This is a genomic window from Microbacterium sp. B35-30 (genome assembly GCF_010634855.1).
Lineage (GTDB): Bacteria > Actinomycetota > Actinomycetes > Actinomycetales > Microbacteriaceae > Microbacterium.
Genome location: NZ_MWLQ01000022.1, coordinates 87,130 through 101,903, shown reverse-complemented (window position 1 = coordinate 101,903; position 14,774 = coordinate 87,130). Strand labels below are relative to the sequence as shown.

Sequence of the window (14,774 nt, the reverse complement as noted above, 5' to 3'; positions counted from 1 at the left end):
CCAGAGCCAGAGCCAGAGCTCAGACGATCTCGTAGAAGCGCCAGAGACCGAACTCGGGGATGAGGACGCGGACGTCGCTCCAGCCCGCCGCCCGTGCGTACCCGCGGAGGGTGTCCGGGCGCATCACGGTGCCGGTGGCAGCGCTCGGGCGATGGGACATGCCGTCGGGCAGGCACACGAACAGGCTGAAGCCGTACAGCAGGCGTTCGAGCTCGCTCGAGTCGGGGGTGAAGCGCTCCTCGGTCGCCTCGTCCATGATCACCACGACGCCGTCCTCTCGCACCGCCTCCCGTGCCGCGGCGAGGACCGCCACGGGGTGGGGCATGTCATGCAGGCACTCGAAAGCGAAGACGGCATCGAAGGGGCCCTGTGCGGCGACGAGTGCGGCGTCGGACAGCAGGAACTCGACGCGGTCGGCGACGCCGGCCTCGACGGCATTCCGCCTCGCCGTCTCGACCGACGCCTCGTCGATGTCGAAGCCGACCACCCGCAGCTGCGGATAGGCCTTCGCGAGGGCGATCGACGACCAGCCTCCGCCGGAGCCGAGGTCGGCGATGCGCGCCTGCGGCCGCCGCAGCACGTCGTCGAGGCGGCCGTTTCCTGCGACGACCGAGGGCAGCTGGTCGAACCACGGGCGGTTCATGTCGGCCTGGGCCTCTCGGGCGTGCCTGCCGAGCTGCTCCCAGCTCACGCCGCCGCCCGTCCGGTAGGCCTCCAGCAGTGCGTCGAGCTGGCCCGAGACGGCCGCGGCCATGCGTGCGAGGGGCTCGAGGTACGACAGGCTTCCCCGGTCCAGCAGCACCTCAGCCACGCCGGGCGCGAGCCGGAAGCGCCGCGCGTCGGCACGAGCCGCGCCGGAGTGCTCGCGCGACGCGCCTTCGCCGGTGGACGACGGCGCGGGGGCCGTCACCTCGTCGACCAGCAGGACGCCGCTCGCGGCCTGCTGCTCGAGCCACTCGCGGGCGTAGCGGGGGTCGCAGCCCGTGCGCGCCGCGAGCTCACTCGCGGCGACGCCGTCGCTCCGCGACAACTCGGCGTACCACCCGAGCTGCGAGCCCAGGTGGATGGCCATGATGTCGAACCAGCCGAGCGTCGCGCCCATGAGCCGGTCTGCGAACTCCGCCGTCGCGTCGGTTCCTGTTTCGGTTCCTGTTTCGGTGATGGTCGTGGTGGACATCGTCGTCTCCTTCGTGAACGTCCTTCGAATGTCTGGTTCCGACGGTACGGAGCAGCCGGTCGCCGGCGCGTCGGGTGAACCACGCAACTTCCCGGGCGTGGTCTGCATCATTCGGTGCACACGCCTGTGCTCGATGCGCCGCGGTGCATCGGGCGGTCAGCGGCCGCGACGAAGTATCAGCGTCCGCGCCGGCCGGCCTGCTCGTGCCACCACGCGGCGGCCGCCGTCCGCGAGCCGACGTCGAGCTTGACGTAGACGTTCGCGAGGTGCCTGCTCACGGTCTTCTCGCTGATGTAGAGCTCTTCGGCGATCTGCCGATTCGCCCTGCCCTGTGCGACGAGCTCGACGATCTCGCGCTCCCGGGCCGTCAGCGGACCGCCGTCGGCCGTCGCAGAAACAGACCGGACGACCACGGGCGGTGCTCCGAGACGCTCGAAGATCACGCCCGCCTGCTCGCGCAGCTGCCCCGCGAGCGCGGCGTCGCCACGCCGCTCGTGTGCGGAGGCCAGCCAGTACAGCACGTTCGCCTGCTCCCAGGGCTGCCGCAGCCGCCGGAAGAGGTCGAGGGCGACATGCAGGCGGCCGATCGCGCCTTCGGCGTCGCCGTCGTGGAGCATCGTCATCCCGCCGGCGTGGGCGGCCCACGCCTGGAATCCATCGCTGCCGAAGGCGCGGGCATCGGCCTCGAGCTCGTCGAGGAGCTGCTGGGCCCACTCGGTCCGCCCGGTGGCAAGCGCGATCTCGACTCCCGGACGCAGCAGCCGCGCCCGACCCATGCGGTCCCTCTCCTCGAGCGACGTCGTGATCATCGCCGCGGCGCGCTCCGGCTCGCCTTCTGCGAGCACCAGCAGCGCCTCACCGGGGACCGGATCGACGCCGGCCGATCGCGCTCGGCCGTATGCCGCGCGTGCTCCCGCCGCGTCGCCGCGCAGCCGGCGGATCTCACCCAGCTGGTGCCAGCCCTCGCCCGCGACCCACGGATGGTCGGATCCGAGATCGTCGCAGGCACGCTGCAACGCCGCCTCCGCGGCATCCCACTCCCCGCTTGCCGACTGCAACTCGAGCCGGTGCACGCGGCACACGCCGGCGTACACGACGTGCGCCCCGCGCGCCGCACACCATGCCTCGGCGGCGCGCGTCCAGTCGGCCATGCGGCGGAAGTCAGCCAGCTCGTGGCACACGTGGATCGTCGTGCAGAGCACGTCGCCCGCCCACTCGGGCTCGAGCTCGTCCGAGACGACGCACAGCATCGCCTCGTCGAGCAGGGCGAAGCCGGCGGCGGTGCGTCCGGCGCGGATCGCGTGCATCCCCGACACGACGGCACTCAGCGCCGACACCGCCGGAAGCCGCAGCTCGTCAGCCAGCTCCTGCATGCGCGAGACGCTCTCGGCGGGCCAGAGGGCTCCCGTGCCGTCCAGATCCATGCTCGCGGTCAGGTAGACGTCGTACGCGTGGCCCCGCCCGTCCCGAAGGTCGGCCAGGATCTTGTGAGCCCGCCGAGCCCAGGCGGTGCCGACGGTCAGCTCGGCGCGCGTGAGCCGCACCAGTGCGATGACGAGGGCTGCTTCGGCGGCGGCCATCTCGGCGCCTTCGCGGGAGAGCACGCGGAAGGCGGATTCGAGGTGCTCCAGGCCCGCCTCCTGGTGACCGAGCCACCACTCGCACGACGCGAGCGCGCGCAGATCGTCGCCGGTGGCCGCAGCCCCATCGCGGGCCGCTGCGAAGCCGTCCCGTGCCGTCTCCCAGTCACCGGACCGATATGCCGCCCGAGCCCGCTCGAGCCCGGCGATCGTGTCCGCCATGCGGGAATGGTACCGCCGCGTCGCCGTCGCCGCCGGGTGAGGACGCGGGCCCGGGTACAGGGTCCGCGAGCCGGAGCACGGCCCGCCGTCGGCGCATCGACATCCCGTAGAGCGCGAGCATGACCGCCATCGTCGCCAGATAGAACGCGTGCAGCACCCAGATCGGGCCGAACGGCAGGCTCACGACGTAGACGGTGTGCACGAGATTGCCCGCGTTGCCGAGGACCAGCGCGCTCGCGCTGTACGACCGCAGATCGCCCGAGCGGACGGCCTTGACCACCATCGGCAGGTTGGCCGCGGCGAACAGCACGGTCGAGACCGTGCCTGCGAGCATCGCTGCGTCCATACCCATGATGATGGCGACGTCCGCCACCGCGATACATCGGCCGTTCGATGCATCCGTGCGTGCGCGTCTGCATGATTCCGCCCGTCGCCCCTTCCGGCCGGTGGCCCGCGCCTGCGCCCGCACGGCCGGCCCGGTCGAGGATTCAGGAGACACGCCGTCCGCGGGCCCGCATCCCCGCTCAGCTGGCCCGGTTCTCCTGAATCCGCGACCGGCGGCCGGGTCGGCGCGAACGCGGACGCGGACGCGGTGGGCCAGACCGTCCGACGGGCGACCGCGAAGAATTCAGGAGAAACGCCGGCCAGCGGGGCCGGCGACGCCACCGCCACGCGGGTTCTCCTGTATCCTCGACGAGGCGATCAGGCGGAGAGGACGGATGCCGCCTGCCGCGCGGCGCCGAGCGCCACGTACTCTCCGGGCTCGGGCACCTCGACCGGCAGTCCCAGCACCAGCGGTGCGATCTCGCGCACCGCCTCGGACTGTGCGCCGCCGCCGATGAGCAGGGCGCGCTCCAGCGGAACGCCCAGGCCGCGCAGCGCGGCGAGACCCGCGGCGAGCCCGGACAGCATGCCCTCGACCGCCGCGCGCGCGAGGTTCTCGCGCGTGGTCGAGGCGAGGGTCATGCCGGTGAGCGAAGCGGTGGCGTCGGGCAGGTTCGGCGTGCGCTCCCCGTCGAAGTACGGCACCAGCTGCAGGCCCGACGACCCCGGCTGGGCCGCGAGAGCGAGCCGCGAGAGCTCGGCGTGGTCGACGCCGAGCACGCGGGCGATCGCGTCGAGGACGCGCGCGGCGTTGAGCGTCGCGACCAGCGGCAGGAACCGTCCCGTGCAGTCCGCGAACCCGGCGACCGTGCCGGAGGGATCGATGGTGCGCTCCTCGCTCACCGCGAAGACGGTCCCGCTCGTGCCGATCGACACCACGACGTCTCCAGGCCCGGCACCGAGCCCCAGCGCCGCCCCCGCATTGTCGCCGGCACCGCCGCCGACACGGCGGCCTGCGGCATCCGTCACCCACTCCTCGGGTCCGAGCACACGCGGGAGCACCGCGTCGTGACCGAGCGCCGCGACGAGCAGCTCACGGTCGTAGCCGCCGGTCGCGGGATTCCAGTACCCGGTGCCGGAGGCGTCCGAGCGGTCGGTGACGAGCTCGTCGAGCACCGGTCCGCGCGGTGATTCGCCGTCGGGGCCGAAGCCGCGCAGCCGCCACGTCAGCCAGTCGTGCGGCAGAGCGACGGCGGCCACGCGAGCGGCGTTCTCGGGCTCGTGATCGCGCAGCCAGCGGAGCTTCGTGATCGTGAAGGATGCCACGGGCACGAGTCCCGTCCGCCGCGCGAGGTCGTCGGCACCGAACTCGGCCGTGAGGTCGGCGGCCGCCTGCGCCGAGCGGGTGTCGTTCCACAGCAGCGCGTCGCGGATCACCCGCCCCTCGGCATCCAGCGCGACCATGCCGTGCTGCTGCCCGCCGATCGCCCACGCCTCGACCGAGTCCATGCCTGCGGCGCTCGGCTCCATGCCCGCGTCACCTTGCTCGACGCCGCCGGCATCGGCGATCGCCGCCTGCAGCGCCGTCCACCACGCCTCGGGGTCGACCGACGTGCCGTCCGGATGCGACGCACGCCCCTGCCGCACGACCGCGCGGGTTGCGGCATCCGTCACCAGCACCTTGCACGACTGCGTCGACGAGTCGACGCCCATGACCAGCGTCATCGCGCCCGCCCTTCCTTCATGTCCCGGTTTCCGTCCTTCATGTCCCGAATTGTGCCGGTGAGGGCGCTGTATCCGACAGAAAGTGGGACATGCTCAACCGGCGGGCGGGAAGACGGATGCTGCGGCCGACGCGCGGTCGGCCACAGCATCCGTTCGCGGGTCAGCCGCGGGCGCCGAGCAGGTGCTCGGTCGCGAGCTGCTGCAGGCGGACGAAGCCGCCGCCCTTGCCGCCGAGGTAGGCGTCGGTGTCGAAGTCCTCGTAGGCGGAGCGGTCCGCGAGGAAGTCGTCGTAGGACTCGCCGGGGTTGAGCGTCGGGGTCGACAGCTCGAACACCTTCGCCGCCTCGAGGGCCTCCTGCACTTCGGGGTCGGCGCGGAAGGCCGCGGCACGCTCCTTGAGCAGCAGGTACGTGCGCATGTTCGCGGCCGCCGAGTCCCACACGCCGGTCTCGTCCTCGGTGCGCGAGGGCTTGTAGTCGAAGTGGCGCGGGCCCTCGTACGCGGGCACGCCGCCGGGGCCGCCGTTCTCGAGCAGGTCGACGAGCGCGAACGCGTTGTGCAGGTCGCCGTGACCGAAGACGAGGTCCTGGTCGTACTTGATGCCCCGCTGGCCGTTGAGGTCGATGTGGAAGAGCTTGCCGTGGAACAGCGCCTGGGCGATGCCGGCGGCGAAGTTCAGGCCCGCCATCTGCTCGTGGCCGACCTCGGGGTTGAGGCCGACGAGCTCGGGACGCTCCAGCGAGTCGATGAAGGCGATCGCGTGCCCCAGCGTCGGCAGCAGGATGTCGCCGCGGGGCTCGTTCGGCTTCGGCTCGATCGCGAAGCGGATGTCGTAGCCCTTGTCGGTGACGTAGTCGCCGAGCAGGTTCACGGCCTCGCGGTAGCGCTCCAGCGCCTGGCGGATGTCCTTGGCGGCGTCGTACTCGGCGCCCTCGCGACCGCCCCACATGACGAAGGTCTTGGCACCGAGCTCGGCGCCGAGGTCGAGCTGGCGGAAGACCTTGCGCAGCGCGTACCGGCGCACGTCGCGGTCGTTGGCGGTGAAGCCGCCGTCCTTGAAGACGGGGGCCGAGAAGAGATTGGTCGTCACCATCGGCACGATGAGGCCGGTGTCGGCGAGGGCGCCCTTGAGGCGGTCGATCTGCTTCTGCCGCCCGGCGTCGGTCGAGCCGAACGCGAACAGGTCATCGTCGTGGAAGGTGAGACCGTAGGCGCCGAGCTCGGCGAGCTTCTCGACCGCGTGCACGACGTCGAGCGGCGGACGGGTCGGGCCGCCGAAGGGGTCGGTGCCGTTGTAGCCGACGGTCCACAGACCGAACGAGAACTTGTCGGCGCGAGTCGGGGTCGGTCCGGTGGACTGCGTGGGCATGACGCTCCTTTGCGATAAATGTTGCTGTCGAGAACATATACCAGAATACGCCCTTCGGCTACTCCCCGGGTCGCGGATGCGTCACGCAGTGCCGGTTGCCGCGCGGCGTGGACCCGCCGCTGCCCGACCGGGTCTCGGGTCGCCTCTACAGTGAGGGTATGAACGAGCCGGTCGGCAGTCGCCAGGCGAACCTGTCGCGGCTGCTGCGCCTGGCCCACCTCGAGGGCCCGGTCTCGCGTGCGACGCTGACCGGTGCGACGGGACTCAACCGCTCGACGATCGCCGACCTCGTGGGCGACCTCGTCGCCCTCGGCGTCGCGGAGGAGCGGGCACCCGACCCCAGCCGCCGCGTCGGGCGGCCGTCTCCGCTGGTGGCGGCGCACCCCCGTGTCGTGGCCATCGCGGTGAACCCCGAGGTCGACGCCCTCACGATCGCCGCCGTCGGGCTGGATCGCGCCGTGCGGCGGCGGGAGCGCATCGAGATGACCGGCCTGCTCGGGCCCGAGGGCACCGCACGGCTCATCGGGGAGCGCGTCGCCGCGTGGCGCAGCGACGACCTCGCCGAAGCGGCGATCGCCGGGGTCGGCGTCGCCGTGCCGGGACTCGTGCGAGCCTCGGACGGACTGGTGCGCGACGCCCCGCACCTGCGATGGACCGACACCGCGCTGCGCGAGCTCATCGAAGCCGCGACCGGCCTTCCCGCCGTGGTCGGCAACGACGCGACGCTGGGCGTCCTCGCCGAGCACCTCTTCGGCGCCGCGCGCGGCATCGACGACGTGGTCTACCTCAACGGCGGCGCGAGCGGGATCGGCGGTGGCTTGATCGTGCAGGGGATGCCGGTGGCCGGCGCCTCGGGCTACTCCGGTGAGTTCGGCCAGAATCGCCCCGGCATCGCATCCAGCGCCGATCGGCGGGCCGACAACGGCGTGCTCGAGGACGAGGTGAGCCGTGCTCGGCTCCTCGCCGTACTCGGCCAGGCCAACGCCGACGAGCCCGCGCTGGCCGAGATGCTGCGCGTATCGCGTGCACCCGAGGTCCGTGACGAGATCACGCGGCAGCGCCGCATCCTGTCGACCGCACTGGCCAATGCGGTCAACGTGCTCAATCCGGCCGTCGTCGTGCTCGGCGGGTTCCTGGCGATGCTCGCCAGCGACGACCTCGACGCGTTCACGGAAGCCGTCGTCGCCCAGACCATGCCGGCGAACGGCGAAGACCTCGAGATCCGGCCGGCGGCCCTCGCCGAGGATCGCCTGCTCATCGGCGCCGCCGAGGCCGCGTTCGCGGAGCTGCTGCGCGACCCGGCCGGTGTCGCGCTGAACTGAGCCGCGCTGAACCGAGTCGCGCTGAACTGAGCCGCGCTGAACTGAACTGCGGCCACCGACTTCAGAGCGGCGGAGCGGTCGTGCCTCGCGGAATGAGCCGCGTGGGCAGCGTCACGTGCGTCGCCGCCGGCACGTCGCCGTCCATGAGAGTGAGCAGCAGGCGAGCCGCCTCGGCGCCCAGCGTCTGCATGGGCTGACGGACGGTCGAGAGGGCGGGGGCGGACTTGGAGGCCTCCGGGATGTCGTCGAATCCGATGACGGAGAGGTCGCGCGGCACGCCCAGGCCGAGCTCCGCGGCGACCTTCACGATCTCCATGGCCGAGATGTCGTTCGCAGCGAAGATCGCGGTCGGCCGGTCGCCGCGACGGAGCATCTCGAGCGCGGCGACGCGGACGGCGTCCTGACGGTAGCTGCCCGAGCCCACGAGGACCGGATCGACCGTGATGCCGGCATCCGTCAGCGCCCGCCGGTAACCGGCGTCACGCGCGATCGACGAGCGCAGATCGGGCCGGCCGGCGATGAAGCCGATGCGGACATGCCCGAGTTCGAGCAGATGCCGCGTCGCCTGGAGCGCACCGCCGTAGCTGTCGGACTCGACGGTCGGAAGGTCGGCCGGGCCGGTGTGGGGGTCGATGGCGACGACGGGCACCTCAGTGCCCACGTTGACCACCGTGGGCGTCACCATGATGGCGCCGTCGATGAGCGTGCCGCTGAGGCGCGAGAGCGAGCGGCGCTCCCAGCCCTCGGCGGTGCTGTGCGAGCCCGAGTAGGCGAGCAGGTCGTAGCGCGAATCGCGCAGCGCCTGCCCCACCCCCTTGAGGATCTCGGCGCTGAAGGGCTCGAAGTCGGCGACGAGGACGCCGATGACCCCGGTCGTGCGCGAGCGCATGCTGCTCGCGATGAGGCTCGACTCGTAGCCCAGCTCGGCGACGACCGCGAGGACGCGGTCGGCCGTCTCGGTGGCCACGCCGTAGCGGCCGTTGACCGCCTTCGACACGGTCGCGACGGAGACGCCGGCCGCCGCGGCGACATCCGTGATGGTGGGACGACGCTTCATGATCTCGATAGCGTAACGGCATAGAAACCGTTTTCGAAAACGTTTGACAAACTATTTGTTGCGCACGCACACTTTTGCTTGCTCGGTGGCAGCGCCGAGCGGTGCGCGACCCGATCGCGCCGACCACCGCACCCCGGAGCAGAGGTGCTCCTCGATGAAGAGAAACGGGAATCACATGATGGGCAAGAGAATCCTCGCGGGTTCCGCAGCACTCGTCGTCGGCGCGCTCGCGCTCGCCGGCTGCAGTGCCGGCGGCTCGGGCGAGAACAGCGACGGCAACGTCGAGATGACGCTCTGGCAGAACTCGACCACCGGTCCTGGCCAGCAGTTCTGGAAGGACGCGATCGCCGCATTCGAGGACGAGAACCCCGGCGTCACGATCAAGATGCAGTCGGTCCAGAACGAGGACATGGATGGAAAGCTGCAGACCGCCCTGAACGCGGGCGACGCGCCGGACATCTTCCTGCAGCGCGGCGGCGGCAAGATGACCGCGATGGTCAACGCCGGCCAGCTGATGGACCTGACCGACCTCATCTCGGACGACATCAAGAGCGAGATCCCCGAGGGCTCGTTCGCCGCGGAGACGTACCAGGACAAGGTGTGGGCGATGCCGCTCTCGGTGCTCCCGGGCGGCTTCTTCTACAGCCAGGATGCCTTCGACAACGCCGGGCTCACCGAGACCCCCGAGTCCATCGACGACCTCAAGGCCGCTGTGGCGAGCCTGGAGGAGACGGGCATCGAGCCGATCGCCCTCGGCGCGAAGGCCGCCTGGCCTGCCGCGCACTGGTACTACTTCTTCGCGATCCGCGAGTGCAGCCCCGAGGTCATCGAGGCGACGGGCGACACGAAGGACTTCAGCGACGAGTGCTGGCTGCGTGCCGGTGAGGACCTGGAGGACTTCGCCGCGATCGACCCGTTCAACGAAGGGTTCCTCACCACCGAGCCCCAGCAGGGCGCGGGCAGCTCGGCCGGTCTGATCGCCAACCGGCAGGCTGCGATGGAGCTCATGGGCGCGTGGGACCCGGGCGTGATCGCCTCGCTGACGCCTGACGAGAAGCCGCTTCCCGACCTCGCCTGGTTCCCCTTCCCGGAGATCTCGGGCGGCGACGGCGAGCCCGGCTCGATGATGGGCGGCGTCGACGGGTACTCCTGCTCGGTCGATGCTCCGAAGGAGTGCGCGGACTTCCTGAACTTCGTCGCCAGCGCCGACCAGCAGACCGCGTACTACAAGGCCTTCAACTCGCCGCCGGTCAACACCGTGGCGCAGGAAGCCGTCACCGAGCCGTACCTGCAGCAGATCCTCGAGGCGTACAACAACGCGCCGTTCGTCTCGCAGTGGCTCGACACGGTGCTCGGCCAGAACGTCGGCAACGCGCTGAACGTCGCGGTCGTCGACATGCTCGCCGGCAACAGCGACCCGCAGAAGCTCGTCGACGCGGTCAACGCGGCAGGCAAGCAGGGCTGATCGTGTCTACCCGCGAGATGTCTTCTGACGCTCGCGGCCTTGCAGAGCACGACGGGGGCGGCATCACGCCGCCCCCGTCGGTGCCGCAGGGCCGCCGGCGCCCCCGAGGCCTAGGCTGGGCCGGCCGCCTCGAGGTCATGATCCTGGTGGGGCCGGCCCTGATCTTCTTCGTCGGCTTCGTGATCTTCCCGGTCATCATGGCCGCGTACTACGGGTTCTTCCGCTGGTCCGGCTTCGGCCCGGCGACCGACTTCATCGGGCTGCAGAACTACGTCACGATCTTCACCGACCCGATCTTCCAGCAGGCGCTGGGGCACAACGCCTTCATCGTCGTCGCCTCGCTCGTGCTCCAGGGCCCGGTCGCGATCCTGCTGGCACTGCTGCTCAACCGCAGGATGCGCGGTCAGTCCGTGATCCGTGTCCTCATCTTCGTCCCCTACGTGATCGCCGAGGTCATCGTCGGCACCGGGTTCAGCCTCATGCTGGCCACCAACGGAGCGGTGAACGGCTTCCTCGAGAAGGTCGGGCTCGATTGGCTCGCGCAGGACTGGCTCGCCGACCCCCGCATCGCGATCTGGACCCTCATGGCGATCCTCACATGGAAGTACATCGGGTTCGCCGTCATCCTCTTCCTCGCAGGGCTCCAGGGGATTCCTCAGGAGCTGTACGAGGCGGCCGCGATCGACGGAGCGTCGTACTGGCAGATCCAGCGGACCATCACGCTGCCGCTGCTGGGTCCGACGCTGCGCATCTGGGCATTCCTGTCGATCATCGGCGCGCTGCAGCTCTTCGATCTCGTGTACATCATCTGGGGTCAGTACGTGTCGTCCGTCGCGGGCACCAACACGATGGCCATCTACATGGTCGCGACCGGACGCAACTCCGGCAACTTCGGATACGGCAGTGCCGTCGCCGTCGTCATCTTCGTCATCTCGCTGGTGGTCGCCCTGATCTACCAGCGCACGATCCTGCGCCGTGACACCGCGGGGGCCATCACAGAGAGGGGCGTCAAGTGAGCTCCACGGACTCGATGAGCACCCGGACCATCACGCTTCGCGACACGGTGCCCGGGCGCCGCCGCGACGTCAACAAGCTTCCGTGGGGCAGCCCGGCGGTGTACTTCATCGCGCTGGTCATCATCGCGCTGATGCTCGGCCCCGTGCTGTACATCATCATCGGCGGCTTCCGCACGAACTCCGAGATCACCGTCGACCCTTCTGGGCTGCCGGTGAGCTGGAACCCGCAGAACTACATCGACGTGCTGACCAGCGGGCTGTTCTGGACCGAGGTGATGAACTCGACGATCGTCGCGCTCACGACGACCATCGGCGCGGTGGCCCTCGGACTCATGGCCAGCTACGTGATCGCCCGCTACAGCTTCGCCGGCCGCGGGGCGCTGTACGCCCTGTTCGCCGCGGGCCTGATGTTCCCGATCACGGTGGCGATCACGCCGCTGTACATCGTGGTGCGCAACCTCGGGCTCATGAACACTCTGCCGGGCGTCATCCTGCCGCAGATCGCCTTCGCGCTGCCGACGACGATCATCATCCTCGTCCCGTTCCTGCGGGCGATCCCGGACGAGATCCAGGAGGCCGCCTACATCGACGGATGCGGTCGCCTGTCGTTCTTCTGGCGGATGGTGCTTCCGCTCGCGGTGCCCGGTGTCATCACCGTCGGCATCCTCGCCTTCATCGGAAGCTGGAACGGCTACCTCCTGCCGCTGTTCATCCTGAACGACGAGGCCCAGTTCACCCTCCCCCTGGGTGTCCAGGCGTTCTCGTCGCAGTACTCGGTGGACACCGCGAAGGTGCTCGCGTTCACGTCCCTGTCGATGCTGCCCGCACTGGTGTTCTTCAGCCTGTTCGAGCGGCGGATCGTCGGCGGCCTGACGGGGGCGGTCAAGGGATGAGCAACGTCGTGATGCCCGCGGTCTCGCCGCGGGTGGAGTCCCTCCACGCGCAGATGACGCTGGACGAGAAGATCGCGCAGCTCGTCGGCTACTGGGTCGACAAGGGCGGCGAGGTCGTCGCCCCGATGGCGGGCGAGCGCGGCAACTCCGGACCCTACGAGGAAGCGACCGCCCACGGTCTCGGTCACCTCACCCGCGTGTACGGCACGCGCCCGGTGGAGCCGATCGCGCGGGCCGAGTGGCTCTGGGCGGAGCAGCGGCGCCTGCGCGCCGAGACCCGGCTGGGCATTCCGGCGATCGTGCACGAGGAGTGCCTGACCGGTCTGGCGGCGTGGAAGGCCGCGACGTTCCCGACGCCGCTGGCCTGGGGTGCGGCCTTCGACCCGGACCTCACCGAGGAGATCGGCGCGGCGATCGGCCGGTCGATGGCCGAGCTCGGCATCCATCAAGGGCTCGCTCCCGTGCTCGACGTCGTGACCGACCCCCGCTGGGGCCGCGTCGACGAGTGCATCGCCGAGGATCCGTACGTCGTCGGCACGATCGGCACCGCGTACGTGCGCGGGCTGCAGTCGGCCGGCGTCGATGCGACCCTCAAGCACTTCGCGGGGTACTCGGCGTCGCAGGCGGGCCGCAACCACGCCCCGGTGCAGATGGGCCGGCGGCGGCTGCAGGACGTCGTGCTGCCGCCGTTCGAGATGGCGATCCGCGACGGCGGGGTGCAGTCGGTCATGAACTCGTACGCCGAGATCGACGGCGTCCCCGTGGCTTCCGACCCGACGCTGCTCACCGACCTGCTGCGGGATGAGTGGGGGTTCGAGGGTACCGTCGTCGCCGACTACTTCTCGGTGGCGTTCCTGCACTCGCTGCACGGCGTCGCCGGCGACCTGGGCGAAGCGGCCGTGCTCGCGCTGCGCGCGGGGATCGACGTCGAACTGCCGACGGCCGATGCGTTCGCCGGACCGCTGCGCGACCGGCTCGCCGCGCATCCGGACGAGGTGGAGCTCGTCGACCGCGCCGTCCTGCGCGTGCTCGCGCAGAAGGAGCGGCTCGGCCTGCTCGACGCCGACTTCGAGGCGCCGCCCACCGAGGTCGATCTGGATGACCCCGCACTGCGAGCGCTCGCCCGGCGCGCGGCTGAGGAGTCGGTCGTCCTGCTGACCAACGACGGCATGCTGCCGCTCGCGGCTCCCGCGCGGATCGCCCTGATCGGTCCGAACGCCGACTCGGCGGAATCGCTCATGGGGTGCTACTCGTTCGCGAACCACGTGCTCGCGCACCATCCGGGCACGCCGCTCGGCTTCGAGATGCCGACCATCGCCGAGGCGCTGCGGGCGGAGTTCGCCGGCGCGGACGTCGTGGTGGAGCACGGCTGCGAGGTCGAGGATCCCGACACCAGCGGGATCGCCGCCGCGGTCGAGGCGGCGGCGGCCGCCGAGGTCGCGATCGTCGTGGTCGGAGACCGTGCCGGGCTGTTCGGCCGCGGCACGGTCGGCGAGGGCAACGACGTCGACGACCTCGAGCTGCCCGGCGCCCAGCGCCGCCTCGTCGAGGCGGTCATCGCCTCCGGCACGCCGACGACCGTCGTGGTGGTCTCGGGTCGCCCGTACGCGCTCGGCTGGATGCTCGAGGGCCCGGGGGCCGCGGGTGCGGTCGTGCAGGCCTTCTTCCCGGGTGAGGAGGGCGGCCCGGCCATCGCGCGGATCCTGTCCGGCCGCACCGAGCCGTCGGGACGTCTGCCGGTGTCGCTCCCCCGGTCGGCGGGCGCGCAGCCGTACACGTACCTGCACCCGGTGCTCGGCGGACCCACCGAGATCACGAGCGCCGACAACACCCCCGCCCTGCCGTTCGGGCACGGTCTGACGTACACGACGTTCGAGCGCAGATCGCTGACGGCGACGGATGCCGCGACCGACGGCATCCTGGATGTCACGGTCGTCATCGCCAACACCGGGGACCGGCAGGGAACGGATGTCGTGCAGCTGTACGCGCGGGATCGTGTCGCGTCGGTCACGCGGCCGGTCGCGCAACTGCTGGCGTACCAGCGGGTGTCGCTGGAGCCGGGCGAGTCGGTGTCGGTGAGCTTCGCCGTACCGGCCGCGCGCCTGGCGTTCACCGGACGCGACGGTCGCCGCATCGTCGAACCCGGTGCGATCGACCTCTGGGTAGGCCCCTCGTGCGCCGTGCGCGACGACGAGGCTCAGGTCGAGCTGACCGGCGATGTCCACGTCGTCACGGCAGCCGACCCGAGGGTGGCGACGGCTACGGTCCGCACCGGCGTCGACGCTCTGCCCATGCGCTGAGCCGGCCGAGAAGAGGGCCCCGCGGCATCGCGCCGCGGGGCCCTCTTCGTGCCGTTCAACAGGTCAACCGGCCCTCCGCAGGAGATTGAACCGATCCAACCTCCTGTTGAAGCGCGGTTGACCTGTCGAAGGAAAGGGGACGAGCGGATGCCGCCACCCGGCGCGGCACCTCGACCAGGCGCCGCTGGGCCTGGGCAGGACCTGGCCATGTCGCCGCGCTGCAGGCGTTTCGTCTCGCTCGTTCCTCGCTCGCTCAACGACCAGGGGAACAATCGCGATCGTTGAGCGAGGGAGCGCTCAACGACCGGGGGAACGATCTCGGTC

The 14,774-nt window shown here is 70.9% G+C and carries 11 protein-coding genes; 5 read left to right on the top strand and 6 right to left on the bottom strand.

Annotated elements, in window-relative coordinates:
* Window positions 1–19: 19 nt before the first annotated feature.
* From B2K11_RS13395 to xylA, 5 genes are all read right to left on the bottom strand, one after another.
* Entirely contained in the window at window positions 20–1,177 is a 1,158-nt protein-coding gene (locus tag B2K11_RS13395; RefSeq protein WP_163618778.1) for a class I SAM-dependent methyltransferase, read from the bottom strand.
* Between the two features lie 176 nt (window positions 1,178–1,353).
* On the bottom strand, window positions 1,354–2,979 hold the full coding sequence (locus B2K11_RS13390; RefSeq protein ID WP_163618777.1) for a LuxR C-terminal-related transcriptional regulator: 1,626 nt from the start codon (window positions 2,977–2,979) through the stop codon (window positions 1,354–1,356).
* Window positions 2,924–3,352, bottom strand: coding sequence for a hypothetical protein (locus tag B2K11_RS20485; protein ID WP_204260129.1), 429 nt, complete (start codon window positions 3,350–3,352; stop codon window positions 2,924–2,926). Before B2K11_RS20485 ends, B2K11_RS13390 begins: the two co-directional genes overlap by 56 nt.
* A gap of 329 nt (window positions 3,353–3,681) precedes the next feature.
* The gene (gene xylB / locus B2K11_RS13380; protein ID WP_163618776.1) at window positions 3,682–5,028 is read right to left on the bottom strand and encodes a xylulokinase; all 1,347 of its coding nucleotides are present in this window, start codon (window positions 5,026–5,028) and stop codon (window positions 3,682–3,684) included.
* 160 nt (window positions 5,029–5,188) lie between these two features.
* Window positions 5,189–6,397, bottom strand: a complete 1,209-nt coding sequence (xylA, locus tag B2K11_RS13375; protein ID WP_163618775.1) for a xylose isomerase — start codon at window positions 6,395–6,397, stop codon at window positions 5,189–5,191.
* A gap of 158 nt (window positions 6,398–6,555) precedes the next feature.
* On the opposite strand from xylA, the gene B2K11_RS13370 reads away from it, so the two are divergent.
* Entirely contained in the window at window positions 6,556–7,719 is a 1,164-nt protein-coding gene (locus B2K11_RS13370; RefSeq protein ID WP_163618774.1) for an ROK family protein, read from the top strand.
* Between the two features lie 61 nt (window positions 7,720–7,780).
* Here the strand turns inward: B2K11_RS13370 and B2K11_RS13365 are convergent, their stop codons facing one another.
* The gene (locus B2K11_RS13365; protein ID WP_163618773.1) at window positions 7,781–8,776 is read right to left on the bottom strand and encodes a LacI family DNA-binding transcriptional regulator; all 996 of its coding nucleotides are present in this window, start codon (window positions 8,774–8,776) and stop codon (window positions 7,781–7,783) included.
* 175 nt (window positions 8,777–8,951) lie between these two features.
* Between B2K11_RS13365 and B2K11_RS13360 the strand changes: the two genes are divergently transcribed.
* Genes B2K11_RS13360 through B2K11_RS13345 form a run of 4 tightly spaced genes read left to right on the top strand, consistent with a single transcriptional unit; the run spans window position 8,952 to window position 14,450 of the window.
* A complete protein-coding gene (locus B2K11_RS13360) occupies window positions 8,952–10,241 on the top strand; it encodes an ABC transporter substrate-binding protein (protein WP_163618772.1) in 1,290 nt (429 codons plus the stop codon).
* 17 nt (window positions 10,242–10,258) lie between these two features.
* Window positions 10,259–11,257, top strand: coding sequence for a sugar ABC transporter permease (locus B2K11_RS13355; protein ID WP_163618771.1), 999 nt, complete (start codon window positions 10,259–10,261; stop codon window positions 11,255–11,257).
* Between the two features lie 14 nt (window positions 11,258–11,271).
* Window positions 11,272–12,150 carry a carbohydrate ABC transporter permease gene (locus tag B2K11_RS13350; RefSeq protein WP_163618794.1) on the top strand — a complete coding sequence of 293 codons (879 nt, stop codon included), beginning with the start codon at window positions 11,272–11,274 and terminating at the stop codon, window positions 12,148–12,150.
* Window positions 12,147–14,450, top strand: a complete 2,304-nt coding sequence (locus tag B2K11_RS13345; protein WP_163618770.1) for a glycoside hydrolase family 3 N-terminal domain-containing protein — start codon at window positions 12,147–12,149, stop codon at window positions 14,448–14,450. Before B2K11_RS13350 ends, B2K11_RS13345 begins: the two co-directional genes overlap by 4 nt.
* Window positions 14,451–14,774: the final 324 nt, after the last annotated feature.